General features: G+C 74.5%; 8 protein-coding genes. 6 read left to right on the forward strand and 2 right to left on the reverse strand.

The annotated features are described in order from the left end of the window. Positions 1–319 precede the first annotated feature (319 nt). On the reverse strand, positions 320–1,003 hold the full coding sequence (gene pdxH / locus AB0K17_RS21075) for a pyridoxamine 5'-phosphate oxidase (RefSeq protein WP_365983835.1): 684 nt from the start codon (positions 1,001–1,003) through the stop codon (positions 320–322). Positions 1,004–1,457: 454 nt separating this feature from the next. Between pdxH and AB0K17_RS21080 the strand changes: the two genes are divergently transcribed. Together AB0K17_RS21080 and AB0K17_RS21085 are read left to right on the forward strand one after the other, a co-directional pair. Next, positions 1,458–2,567, forward strand: coding sequence for a citrate synthase 2 (locus AB0K17_RS21080; protein WP_365969237.1), 1,110 nt, complete (start codon positions 1,458–1,460; stop codon positions 2,565–2,567). 50 nt (positions 2,568–2,617) lie between these two features. Next, positions 2,618–3,634, forward strand: coding sequence for a hypothetical protein (locus tag AB0K17_RS21085; RefSeq protein ID WP_365983836.1), 1,017 nt, complete (start codon positions 2,618–2,620; stop codon positions 3,632–3,634). Positions 3,635–3,654: 20 nt separating this feature from the next. On the opposite strand, the gene serC is transcribed toward AB0K17_RS21085, so the two are convergent. Continuing rightward, complete coding sequence (serC, locus tag AB0K17_RS21090; RefSeq protein ID WP_365969239.1) at positions 3,655–4,776, reverse strand: phosphoserine transaminase; 1,122 nt, start codon at positions 4,774–4,776, stop codon at positions 3,655–3,657. Between the two features lie 115 nt (positions 4,777–4,891). Here serC and AB0K17_RS21095 point away from each other — a divergent pair, with 115 nt between their 5' ends. Genes AB0K17_RS21095 through AB0K17_RS21110 form a run of 4 tightly spaced genes read left to right on the forward strand, consistent with a single transcriptional unit; the run spans position 4,892 to position 12,629 of the window. Next, positions 4,892–6,358: a serine/threonine-protein kinase gene (locus AB0K17_RS21095; RefSeq protein ID WP_365983837.1), complete on the forward strand. Its 1,467-nt coding sequence runs from the start codon at positions 4,892–4,894 to the stop codon at positions 6,356–6,358. 26 nt (positions 6,359–6,384) lie between these two features. After that, the gene (locus AB0K17_RS21100; RefSeq protein ID WP_365983838.1) at positions 6,385–9,264 is read left to right on the forward strand and encodes an FAD-binding and (Fe-S)-binding domain-containing protein; all 2,880 of its coding nucleotides are present in this window, start codon (positions 6,385–6,387) and stop codon (positions 9,262–9,264) included. 48 nt (positions 9,265–9,312) lie between these two features. Further along, the gene (locus AB0K17_RS21105) at positions 9,313–11,034 is read left to right on the forward strand and encodes an acyclic terpene utilization AtuA family protein (RefSeq protein WP_365969242.1); all 1,722 of its coding nucleotides are present in this window, start codon (positions 9,313–9,315) and stop codon (positions 11,032–11,034) included. Continuing rightward, entirely contained in the window at positions 11,031–12,629 is a 1,599-nt protein-coding gene (locus AB0K17_RS21110; protein ID WP_365983839.1) for a carboxyl transferase domain-containing protein, read from the forward strand. Before AB0K17_RS21105 ends, AB0K17_RS21110 begins: the two co-directional genes overlap by 4 nt.

A 12,629-nucleotide genomic window follows, 5' to 3' on the forward strand; every position in this document is an offset into this window, starting at 1 on the left:
TACAACTACCACCGACCCCACACCGGCATCGCAGGCCAAACACCCGCCAGCCGTGTCACCAACCTGCCGGGACAACACACCTAGGGCGTGTCCGGCGGATCTTCGTCACGCGGCACTCCACGGCGCCCCGCAAGGGGCGCGGGGAACTGCGCGACAAGCCACGACGCACCCGCAGATTGCCCGGATCCCGGGGTGGCGTGTCAGCTGCGGGCCGTCGCCGGCTGATCGCGCCCACGCGGCGGTAGCCGCACATCGACACCGCCCCGCGCCCCTTGCGGGGCGCCGTGGTGGCGCGTGACGAAGATCCGCCGGACACGGCCTACGGGCACAGCCGTTCGACGTGCCAGCCGTCCCCGGAGCGGACGTAGCGCAGCCGGTCGTGCAGCCGGTTCTCCCGCCCCTGCCAGAACTCCACGACCTGCGCCGTCACCCGGAAGCCGCCCCAGTGCGGCGGCACCGGCACCTCGCTGCCCTCGGGGAAGCGGGCGGTCATGCGCACGTACGCGGCGTCCAGTTCGGCCCGCGAGGCGGCCACGGACGACTGTTCGCTGGCCCAGGCCCCGATCTGCGAGCCGTACGGCCGGGCCCGGAAGTAGCTGGCCGTCTCCTCGCGCGACACCCGCTCGGCCGTACCGGTGACGACCACCTGGCGGGCCAGCGGGTACCAGGGGAAGAGCAGGCCGACGTGCGGGTTCTCGGCGATCTCCCGGGCCTTGCGGGAGCCGTAGTTGGTGTAGAAGACGAAGCCCCGCCGGTCGTAGCCCTTGAGCAGCACGGTGCGCGAACTGGGCCGGCCGGCGGCGTCGGCGGTGGAGACCACCATGGCGTTGGGCTCGTGCAGTTCGGCCGTGACCGCGTCGTCGAACCAGTGCGCGAACTGTGCGTACGGCTCGGCCGGCAGGTCCTCCTCGGCCAGCCCGGCGAACCGGTACTGCCGCCGCATGGCGGCCAGGTCGTGGGCGAGCGCGTAGTCGGCGGCGTCGAAGTCGTCAGCGTGGGACACGGCCACATCTTGCAGGATGCCGGCCGTCCGCCGGGGCGCGGGGCCGGCGCCGCACGACCTTGCGCGCGCGAGCCGACCATGTCATCTGCCCCGTACGGCGGGTTCCCAATCCTCTCCGCCGGCAAAAGACCGGTGTGCCGGACATCACCTCGCCCGTCCGGGCCGAACTCCCGCGTGATCCCGCAGAATCACCAGGCGGACGGCCGTGCGTCACACGGACCCGTCCTTCTGCGGAGGCCGGGTGAAGTCCCGGGTGAAGTACCTCCGCGCGGGGCATGACCGGGTAGACCGGAACGGACCGCGAGCCGCAGACGCTGCCGCGGAGCCGCAACGGAAGCCACTGTGGCCACCCGTGTGGCCCTCCCCCGACCCATCCGGCCGGAACCGGTGACCCCGGCAGCCGGCGCGGCCGGTCGGCAGCCGCCTGTCGAACACGTCCTCAAGGAGCCGCCTGATGTCCGACTTCGTCCCCGGACTCGAAGGAGTCGTCGCGTTCGAAACGGAGATCGCCGAACCCGACAAGGAAGGCGGCGCGCTCCGCTACCGCGGTGTCGACATCGAGGACCTGGTCGGCAGCGTCTCCTTCGGCAACGTGTGGGGCCTGCTCGTCGACGGCGCGTTCAACCCCGGCCTGCCGCCCGCCGAGCCCTTCCCCATCCCCGTCCACTCCGGCGACATCCGGGTGGACGTGCAGTCCGCGCTCGCCATGCTCGCCCCCGTGTGGGGCCTCAAACCGCTGCTCGACATCGACGAGGCCACCGCCCGCGACAACCTCGCGCGCGCCGCCGTGATGGCCCTGTCCTACGTCGCCCAGTCCGCCCGCGGCCAGGGGCTGCCCATGGTGCCGCAGCGCGAGATCGACAAGGCGGAGACCGTCGTCGAGCGCTTCATGATCCGCTGGCGCGGCGAGCCGGACCCCAAGCACGTCAAGGCCGTCGACGCGTACTGGACCTCGGCCGCCGAGCACGGCATGAACGCCTCCACCTTCACCGCCCGCGTCATCGCCTCCACCGGCGCCGACGTGGCGGCCGCCCTCTCCGGCGCCGTCGGCGCCATGTCCGGCCCGCTGCACGGCGGCGCCCCCTCCCGCGTCCTCGGCATGATCGAGGAGATCGAACGCACCGGCGACGCCGCCGCGTACGTCCGGCGCACCCTCGACAAGGGCGAGCGCCTCATGGGCTTCGGCCACCGCGTCTACCGCGCCGAGGACCCGCGCGCCCGCGTGCTGCGGCGCACGGCGCGCGAGCTGGGCGCGCCGCGCTTCGAGGTGGCGGAGGCGCTGGAGAAGGCGGCGCTGGAGGAGCTGCACAACCGCCGCCCCGACCGGGTGCTGGCCACCAACGTGGAGTTCTGGGCCGCGATCATGCTGGACTTCGCGCAGGTGCCCGCGCACATGTTCACCTCCATGTTCACGTGCGCCCGCACCGCCGGCTGGAGCGCGCACATCCTCGAACAGAAGCGCACGGGCCGCCTCGTACGCCCCTCCGCGCGCTACGTGGGCCCCGGCCCGCGCGACCCGCGCGAGGTCGAGGGCTACGCCGACATCGGCCGCGTCGCCAACTGACGCCGCGCCGCCTCCTCCGGCCTGCCGTCCCCGGATGGCAGGCTGGGGGCATGCGCCCGCACCGCCTCGCCGCCGGCCTCACCGCCGGCACCGCCGCCGTCGCCCTCCTGGCGCTGCCCTGCGCCCCCGCCACCGCGGACTCCGCGCCCTCCGGCTTCACCATCGAGGACCCGCGCATCAAGGAGTCCAGCGGCCTGGCCGCCAGCCGCGCCCACCCCGGCATCTACTGGACGCACAACGACAGCGGCGACGGACCGTACGCGTACGCCGTCGACAGTCGCACCGGCCGCACCGTCGCCCGCGTCACCCTCGCCGGCATCACCGCCCGGGACGTCGAGGCCATCTCCCTCGGCCCCGACGGCGACCTCTACCTCGGCGACATCGGCGACAACCTCGGCGGCAGCTGGCCCGAGGTCCACCTCTACCGCTTCCCCGAGCCGAAGCGGCTCACCGACGAGATCACCGTCACCCCCGTGCGCTACACCGTCCGCTACGACGACGGCCCGCGCGACGCGGAGTCGCTGATGATCGACCCCAAAACGGGCCGCGCCTACATCGTCAGCAAGAAGAAGTCGGGCAAGGGAGCCCTGTACGAGGGGCCGCAGAAACTGTCGCCGGACGGGGTGAACACCTTCCGGCGGGTCGCCGACATCGGGGTGTGGGCCACGGACGGCGCGATCTCCCCCGACGGCACGCGCCTGGTCGTCCGCGGCTACTTCGAGGCCCGCGCCTACCGCTGGCGCGACGGCCGCCCCGTGGAGGAACTCCCCCGCCCGACCGTGCCCCTGCAACGCCAGGGCGAATCGGTGACCTTCACCCCCGACGGACGCACGCTGATGTACGGCACGGAGGGCGTGCGCAGCCGCGTCACCCCGGTGTCCCTGACCGGAACGCAGGTACCGGACGAGGCCGCGAAGCGCGCCCCGTCCGCCGCCCCGGACCGGGCGGCGACGACGGACACCGGCAGCGACGGCGGCACCCGGACCCTGGCCCTGGGCGCGGGAGCACTCGCCGCCGCAGCGGCCCTCGCGGTGGGCCTGCGCCGCGTCTTGCGGCGGCGGGGTTAGCGGGAGGGGGCGCCCCGTCCTCAGGCCAGGCGTTCGATCACGTAGTCGATGCAGGCCGTCAGGGCCTCGACGTCGGCCGGGTCGATCGCCGGGAACATCGCCACCCGCAGCTGGTTGCGGCCCAGCTTGCGGTACGGCTCGGTGTCGACGATGCCGTTGGCGCGCAGCGCCTTGGCCACCGCCGCCGCGTCGACGTCGTCGGAGAAGTCGATGGTGCCGATGACGAGCGAGCGCTGGGCCGGGTCGGCGACGAACGGCTGGGCGTGCTTCGACGCCTCGGCCCAGCCGTAGAGGGTGCGCGCCGACGTGGCGGTGCGGCGTACGGCCCAGTCCAGGCCGCCCTGGGAGTTGAGCCACTGCAGCTGCTCGTTGAGCAGGAAGAGCGTGGCGAGGGACGGGGTGTTGTAGGTCTGGTTCTTCAGGGAGTTGTCGATCGCCGTCGGCAGCGAGAAGAACTCCGGGACGTGGCGCCCGGAGGCGTGCACGCGGGCGGCGCGCTCCAGGGCGGCCGGGGAGAAGGCGGCGATCCACAGGCCGCCGTCGGCGGCGAAGGACTTCTGCGGCGCGAAGTAGTAGACGTCGCTCTCGGTGATGTCGACGGGCAGACCGCCCGCGCCGGAGGTGGCGTCGACCAGGACGAGCGCGCCCTCGTCGGCGCCGGCGACGCGGCGGACGGGGGCGGCGACGCCGGTGGAGGTCTCGTTGTGGGTCAGCGCGTAGACGTCCACGCCCGCCTCGGCGCGCGGCTCCGGGTGGGTGCCGGGCTCGGAGGAGATGACGGTGGGCTCGGCCAGCCAGGGGGCGGCCTTGGCAGCCTTGGCGAACTTCGAGGAGAACTCGCCGAAGCTCAGGTGCTGGGACTTCGACTCGATCAGGCCATGGGTGGCGACGTCCCAGAACGCGGTGGAACCGCCGTTGCCGAGGATCACCTCATAGCCGTCGGGCAGGGAGAACAGCTGCCGGATGCCGTCGCGCACCGAGCCGACGAGGTTCTTCACCGGGGCCTGGCGGTGGGAGGTGCCCAGGAGGGAGGTTCCGGTGGCGGCCAGGGCGTCGAGCGCCTCCGTGCGCACCTTGGAGGGGCCCGCACCGAAACGACCGTCGGCGGGCTTGATGTCAGCGGGGATCTGGATGTCAGCCACGGGCGCAGCCTAATCCGGGAAAGGTGGCCTCAGGGTGCGTCGTCCATCGGGTGAGATGCAGTTCATGCTCGTAGGCTCTTGGCCAGAACCAGCCGATGGGGGGAGTCGAAACCCTATGCAAGGTGCTTTGCTCGACGGCCGGTACCGCCTGGTGGAACGCATCGGGAGCGGCGGCATGGGGCAGGTGTGGGCCGCGTTCGACGAGCGGATGCGCCGGGACGTGGCCATCAAGCTGCTCTCCGACAGCATCGACGCCACCGACCCCGTCATCGTGGCGCGTTTCGAGCGGGAGGCGCGCGCGGCGGGCGGCCTGTCCAGTCCCCATGTCGTCACCGTGCACGACTACGGGGAGGGCGATCTCAACGGGCGGCAGACGCTGTTCCTGGTCATGGAGCGGCTCCGGGGGCAGTCCCTGAGCAGCGTCCTGGCGAAGGGCCGGCCCGACGTGGAGACGGCGCTGGCCTGGGGCCGGCAGATATGCCAGGCCCTGGAGGCCGCCCACCGCACGGGTCTTGTGCACCGTGACATCAAGCCGGCGAACGTGATGGTGACCGACGAAGGACGGGTCAAGGTCCTGGACTTCGGCATCGCCCGCTTCGTCGGCGAGACGGCCTCCTTGACCACGCTCACCGCCACGGACGCGGCGGTGGGCACACCCGCGTACATGTCGCCCGAACAGTTCGAGGGCTCCCGGGAGATCGGGGCGGCGTCCGACCTCTACTCGTTCGGGTGCCTGCTCTACGCGCTGCTGTGCGGGGGGCCGCCCTTCACGGGGGCGTCGCCGTACGCGCTGCTGCGTCAGCACCTGGACAAGCAGCCCGAGCCGCCGTCCCGGCGGCGCTCCGGCATACCCCGCCACCTCGACCGGCTGGTCCTGGACCTGCTGCACAAGGACCCCCGGCGGCGCCCGGCGGACGCGCGCGAGGTCGCGCGGCGCCTGGACGAGCGGGTGCTCGCCGTGCACGGCAGCGAACCGCCGGTGGCGGTGGGAACGCCCTCGGCCGTGGCGACCCCGGTCCGCCCACCGGTGGTCGGCGCCACCCCGCCACCGGTCGCCGCCCAGGAGTCCGTCCTGCGGCCCGTCGCCCTGTGCGCGGGCATCACGATCGGCGGGGTGGCCACGTCGCTCGCCGCGCTGACGCCGCTGGCACCGACCGTGGTGGTGCTCCTCGCGCTCCTGACCACGGGCGTGGCCGCCCTGGTCACCGGCGGGCTGACGGTGGGCGAGGAGCACGAGACGCTGACCGGTCTGACCGTGATGGCGCTGATCGCCGGAACGCTGGGCACGTTCTGCGCCATCGGCCCGTCGCCCTGGTGGGCGGGCCTGCTCACCGGCCTGGGCGTGCTCGTCTGCGGATTCGTGCTGTCGGCCGTGGCGTCGGGCATCTTCCAGGCCGAGGGCGGCTCGAAGACCATGGAGGCCACCGCTCCCGCGGCCGGCGTGACGAACGGGGTGATGTGCTTCGCCCTGATGCTGACCCGCACCGACGGCGGGCTGCTGATCGCCTCGCTCTCCGGCGTCGGCGTCTTCGCCACCACCCTGGCCGGCCTGGGCATCCTGACGTCGATCTCCCGGCGCTGAGGACCACCACCCTGCACCATGGCCGTATGGCTGTGACCGAGACGGCTCCGACCGAAGAACTGCAGCGGGCCCTGCGCGCGGCCGTGCGGGGAGAAGTGGACTTCTCCGCCTCCGGCCGCGCCCTGGTGACCATGGACGCCTCCAACTACCGCCGCGTCCCGGCCGGGGTCGTCGCCCCGCGGGACGCGGACGACGTGGCGGCGGCGCTCGCCGTGTGCCGGGAGCACGGCGTGCCGGTGGTGGCGCGCGGGGGCGGCACGTCGGTGGCCGGGCAGGCCACCGGCGAGGGCGTCGTGCTGGACTTCACCCGCCACATGCACCACATCGTGGACGTCGACCCCGCCGCCCGGACGGCCGTCGTGCAGCCGGGCGTGGTCCTGGACCGGCTGCGGGAGGCGGCCGCGCCGCACGGGCTGACGTTCGGGCCGGACCCGTCGACGCACGGCCGCTGCACGCTCGGCGGGATGATCGGCAACAACGCCTGCGGCTCCCACACGGTAGCCTGGGGCACCACCGCCGACAACGTGCGGGCGCTGGACGTCCTCACGTACGACGGCCGCTGCGCCCGCCTCACCCGCGGCGCCGGCACCGACGGGCTGCCGGCGGAGCTCGCCGAGGGCGTGACGGCCCTGGTGGAGGGCCACTTGGCGGTGCTGCGCACCGGTTTCCCCGCGCTGCCCCGCCGCATGTCCGGCTACGCCCTCGACGCGCTGCTGCCCGAGCGCGGCAGGGACTGGACGCGGGCCTTCACCGGCAGCGAGGGCACCCTCGGCGTCCTCACCCGGGCGACGGTGCGCCTGGTGGAGATGCCGGCCGCCCGCGTCCTGCTCGTGCTCGGCTACCCGGACGAGAGCGCCGCGGCCGACGCGGCCCGGGCGCTGCTGCCCCTGGCCCCGCTGACCGTGGAGGGCATGGCCGCCGACCTCGTGGCCGGCCCGGCCGCCGCGCTGCTGCCGCCGGGCGGCGCCTGGCTGTTCGTGGAGGCCGGCGGCGCGAGCGCCGCCGAGGCGGCCGCCCGCGCCGAGGAGCTGCGCCGGGCCGCCGGTGCCGGCGGCCACGCCCTGGTCACGGATGCCGCCGGGCAGCGGGCCCTGTGGCGTGTACGGGAGGATGCGGCCGGCACCGCCACCCGGCTGCCCGACGGCGGCGAGGCCTGGCCCGGCTGGGAGGACTGCGCGGTGCCGCCGCAGCGGCTGGGCGCCTACCTCCGCGACTTCCGGGCCCTGCTGGCGGCGTACGACCTGCGGGGCGCGCCCTTCGGCCACTTCGGCGAGGGCTGTGTGCACGTGCGCCTGAGCACCGACCCGACCACCGCCGAAGGGATGCGCCGCTACCGGGAGTTCTCCCGTGACATGGCCGACCTGGTCGTCTCCCACGGCGGCTCGCTCTCCGGCGAGCACGGCGACGGGCAGGCCCGGGCGGAGCTGCTGCCGCGCATGTACGGCGACGACGTGGTGCGGCTCTTCGAGCGCTTCAAGGACCTGTGGGACCCGGCGGGCGGCCTCAACCCTGGCATGCTCGTACGCCCCTACCGCCTGGACGAGAACCTGCGCTTCGCCGTCCTGCCGCGGCGGCCCGTGGACGTGGAGTTCGCCTACCCCGACGACCGGGGCGACTTCGCGGTGGCCGTACGGCGCTGCGTCGGCATCGCCAAGTGCCGGCAGACGACCGCGGGCGACGGCGACGACGTGATGTGCCCCTCGTACCGGGTCACCGGGCAGGAGCAGCACTCGACGCGGGGCCGGGCGCGGCTGCTGCACGAGATGCTGGCCGGGGAGGTGGTCACGGACGGCTGGCGCTCGCCGGAGGTCCACGAGGCACTCGACCTGTGCCTGGCCTGCAAGGGCTGCCGCAGCGACTGCCCGGTGGGCGTCGACATGGCCACGTACAAGGCGGAGTTCCTGCACCACCACTACGCCGGCCGGCTCCGCCCGGCCGCGCACTACGCGATGGGCTGGCTGCCGGTGTGGCTGCGCGCGGCCGCCGCGCTGCGCGCCGGGGCGCTGCTCGGCGGCGCGGCCCGGGTGCCCCCGCTGGCGGCCGCGGCCAAGCGCCTCGCGGGCATCGACGCCCGGCGGGAGCTGCCGGTGCCGGCCCGCGAGCCGTTCACCCGCTGGTGGCGGGCGGGCGGCGGCAACGCGGCGGGCCGCGGGCGTACGGACCGCCCGGGCCGTTTGAGCCGCCCGGCCGTCGTGCTGTGGCCGGACACCTTCACCACCCACTTCTCCCCCGCCGTCGGCCGCGCCGCCGTGACCGTGCTGGAGGAGGCCGGCCTGCGCGTGCTCGTACCGCCCCGGCCGGTGTGCTGCGGCCTGACGTGGATCTCCACCGGCCAGCTCACCCGCGCCCGGGCCGTCGCCCGCCGCACCCTGGACGTCCTGGCCCCGGCGCTCGCCGCGGGACTGCCCGTCGTCGGGCTCGAACCGAGCTGCACGGCCGCCCTGCGCACCGACCTGCCGCAGCTGCTCCCCGACGACCCGCGGGCCGCACAACTGGCGGCTGCCGTCCGCACCTTCGCGCAAGTACTTGTCGAACGCGACTGGCAGCCACCCCGCGTGGACCGACCCGTCGCCGGCCAGACCCACTGCCACCAGCACGCCGTCCTCGGCGACGCCGCCGAGCGCGAGCTGCGCCGGCGCGCCGGGCTCACCGGCGAGCTCAGCGGCGGCTGCTGCGGGCTGGCGGGCAACTTCGGGTTCGAGAAGGGGCACTTCGACGTCTCCGTCGCCTGCGCCGAGGAGCAGCTGCTGCCGTCCGTGCGCCGGGCCCCGAGCGGCACGGCCGTCCTCGCCGACGGCTTCTCTTGTCGCACGCAGCTCGCCCAACTCGCCGGTGTACAGGGGCAACACCTGGCCGAGGTCCTGTCGCAGGCCCTGAAAACCGCTGGGGGGACCGGCCGAAAATGACGCAAGCACGCTTGCTTGTTTCCGGGCCCGCTGTCACCCTCCCGTGCCATGCCCGCCTCCGTCCTCCGCGTCGGCAACGCCTCCGGTTTCTACGGCGACCGCTTCGACGCCCTGCGCGAGATGCTCACCGGCGGTCCCCTGGACGTGCTGACGGGTGACTACCTCGCCGAGCTGACCATGCTGATCCTCGGCCGCGACCGGCTGAAGGACCCCTCCGCCGGCTGGGCCCGCACCTACCTCGCCCAGCTGGAGGAGGGCCTGGGCCTGGCGATCGACCACGGCGTCAAGCTCGTCACCAACGCCGGCGGCCTCAACCCCGCCGGCCTCGCCGCGCGCATCACCGCCCTCGCCGACCGCCTCGGCATCCCCGCCCGCGTCGCGTACGTCACCGGCGACGACGTCCTGCGCGACCGCGCCTGGGGAAGCGGCGTGCTCACCGCCAACGCCTACCTCGGCGGCGGAGGCATCGCCGAGTGCCTGCGGGCCGGCGCCGACGTCGTGGTCACCGGCCGCGTCACCGACGCCGCCCTCGTCTCCGGCCCGGCCGCCGCCCACTTCGGCTGGAGCGCCTGCGACCTCGACCCGCTGGCCGGCGCGGTCGTCGCCGGGCACGTCCTGGAGTGCGGGGCCCAGGCCACCGGCGGCAACTACGCCTTCTTCGGCGAGCACGACGTGCGCCGGCCCGGCTTCCCCCTTGCGGAGATCCACCCCGACGGCTCCGCCGTCATCACCAAGCACCCCGGCACCGGCGGCGCCGTCACCGTCTCCACGGTCACCGCACAGCTGCTGTACGAGACCGCCGGCGCCCGCTACCCCGGGCCGGACGTCACCGCCCGCCTCGACACCGTCCGGCTGACCGCCGACGGGCCCGACCGAGTGCGCATCGACGGGGTGCGCGGCGAACCGCCCCCGCGCGACCTCAAGGTGGGCCTGACCCGCATGGGCGGCCACCGCACGGAGGTCGTCTTCGTCCTGACCGGCCTCGACGTCGAGGCCAAGGCCCGCCTGGTGCGCGCCCAGCTCGACGGGGTGCTCACCGCCCGCCGCCCGGCCGAGGTGCGCTGGTCCCTGGCCCGTACGGACCGGCCCGACGCCCCGGTGCAGGAGGAGGCCGGCGCGCTGCTGCGCCTGGTGGTGCGCGACGGCGACCCGGACACCGGACGGGCCGTGCACGCGGCCTGCGTGGAGCTGGCCCTGGCCAGCTATCCCGGCTTCCACCTGGCCGCGCCGCCCGGGAAGGGCACGCCCTACGGGGTGTTCGAGGCGGCGTCCGTGGCGCCCGAGGACGTACGGCACACCGCCGTCCTGCCCGACGGCACCCGTGTGCCCGTCCTGCCGCCCCCGCGCCGCTGCGGCGGGCGGGGCGCCGCCATGGGCCGGCCCCGGGTGCTGCTGCCCGACCCGCTGCCGCCCGGCCCCGTGCGCCGGGCACCGCTGGGGCTGGTGGCGGGGGCCCGCAGCGGCGACAAGGGCGGCAGCGCGAACGTCGGCGTCTGGGTGCGCGACGAGGCGGCCTGGCGCTGGCTGGCCCACGAACTGACCGTGGAGCGCTTCCGCGAACTGCTGCCGGAGACGGTCGGCTTCACCGTCGAGCGGCACGTCCTGCCGCGCCTGCGGGCCCTGAACTTCGTCGTCGACGGCCTGCTCGGGGAGGGCGCCGCCTCCCAGGCCCGCTTCGACCCGCAGGCCAAGGCCGTCGGCGAGTGGCTGCGCTCCCGGCACGTCGACATCCCCGTCGGTCTGCTGGCACGGACGGAGGGGCCGCTGTGACCGTTCTCGTCCCCGCCCTCGACCCGGCGTCGCCCGCCTCCGCGCAGAACCGTTCCGCCATGCTGGAGCGGCTCGCCGAGGTCGAGGCCGGGCATGCGCAGGCCGTCGCGGGCGGCGGCGAGAAGTACACCGCCCGGCACCGCGCCCGCGGCCGGCTCACCGCCCGCGAGCGCGTGGAGCTGCTCGTCGACCCCGACACGCCCTTCCTCGAACTGTCCCCGCTGGCCGCCTGGGGCACCGATCACGCCGTCGGCGCCTCCCTCGTCACCGGCATCGGCGTCGTCGAGGGCACCGAGTGCGTGATCACCGCCAACGACCCCACCGTCCGCGGCGGCGCCAGCAACCCCTGGACGCTGAGGAAGGCCCTGCGTGCCAACGAGATCTCCCTCGCCAACCGGCTGCCGCTGATCTCGCTCGTCGAGTCCGGCGGCGCCGACCTGCCCAGCCAGAAGGACGTCTTCATCCCCGGCGGCGCCCTCTTCCGCGACCTGACCCGGCTGTCCGCCGCCGGCATCCCCACGGTGACCGTCGTCCTCGGCAACTCCACGGCCGGCGGCGCGTACGTCCCCGGCATGTCCGACCACGTGGTCATGGTCAAGGACCAGGCCAAGGTCTTCCTCGGCGGCCCGCCGCTCGTGCGCGTGGCCACCGGCGAGGAGAGCGACGACGAGTCCCTCGGCGGCGCCGGGATGCACGCCCGCGTCTCCGGCCTCGCCGACCACTTCGCCGTCGACGAGGCCGACGCCCTGCGCCAGGCCCGGCGCATCGTGGCCCGCCTCGGCCACCGCCCGGCGCACGCCGGCCCGGCGGCCTTCGACCCGCCCCTGTACGACGCGGAGGACCTGCTCGGCATCGTCCCCGGTGACCTCAAGGTGCCCTTCGACCCCCGCGAGGTCCTCGCGCGCATCGTCGACGGCTCGGACTTCGACGAGTTCAAGCCGCTGTACGGAGCCGGCCTCGTCACCGGCTGGGCCCGCCTGCACGGGTACCCCGTCGGCATCCTCGCCAACGCCCAGGGCATCCTCTTCAGCGCCGAGTCGCAGAAGGCCGCGCAGTTCATCCAGCTCGCCAACCAGCGCGACATCCCCCTGGTCTTCCTGCACAACACCACCGGCTACATGGTCGGCCGGGCCTACGAGCAGGGCGGCATCGTCAAGCACGGCGCCATGATGATCAACGCCGTGGCCAACTCCACCGTGCCGCACCTGTCCGTCCTCCTCGGCGCCTCCTACGGCGCCGGCCACTACGGCATGTGCGGGCGCGCCTTCGACCCGCGCTTCCTGTTCACCTGGCCCAGCGCCAAATCGGCCGTCATGGGCCCGCACCAGCTCGCCGGCGTGCTCTCCCTCGTCGCCCGCGCCTCCGCCGAGGCCAAGGGACGCCCGTACGACGAGGACGCCGACGCCGCCCTGCGCGCCATGGTCGAGCAGCAGATCGAAGCCGAGTCCCTGCCCATGTTCCTCTCCGGCCGGCTGTACGACGACGGGGTCATCGACCCCCGCGACACCCGCACGGTGCTGGGCCTGTGCCTGTCCGCCGTGCACAACGCGCCCGTACGGGGCGTGCGCGGCGGCTTCGGCGTCTTCCGGATGTGA

It is taken from the genome of Streptomyces sp. NPDC049585 (assembly GCF_040675615.1).
In the GTDB taxonomy this organism is placed as follows: domain Bacteria; phylum Actinomycetota; class Actinomycetes; order Streptomycetales; family Streptomycetaceae; genus Streptomyces; species Streptomyces luteosporeus.

Bases quoted from the DNA above. Each gene is read 5' to 3' on its own strand.
- AB0K17_RS21080 (WP_365969237.1), top strand. From the start codon at position 1,458: ATGTCCGACTTCGTCCCCGGACTCGAAGGAGTCGTCGCGTTCGAAACG.
- AB0K17_RS21085 (WP_365983836.1), top strand. From the start codon at position 2,618: ATGCGCCCGCACCGCCTCGCCGCCGGCCTCACCGCCGGCACCGCCGCC.
- AB0K17_RS21095 (WP_365983837.1), top strand. From the start codon at position 4,892: ATGCAAGGTGCTTTGCTCGACGGCCGGTACCGCCTGGTGGAACGCATC.
- AB0K17_RS21100 (WP_365983838.1), top strand. From the start codon at position 6,385: ATGGCTGTGACCGAGACGGCTCCGACCGAAGAACTGCAGCGGGCCCTG.
- AB0K17_RS21105 (WP_365969242.1), top strand. From the start codon at position 9,313: ATGCCCGCCTCCGTCCTCCGCGTCGGCAACGCCTCCGGTTTCTACGGC.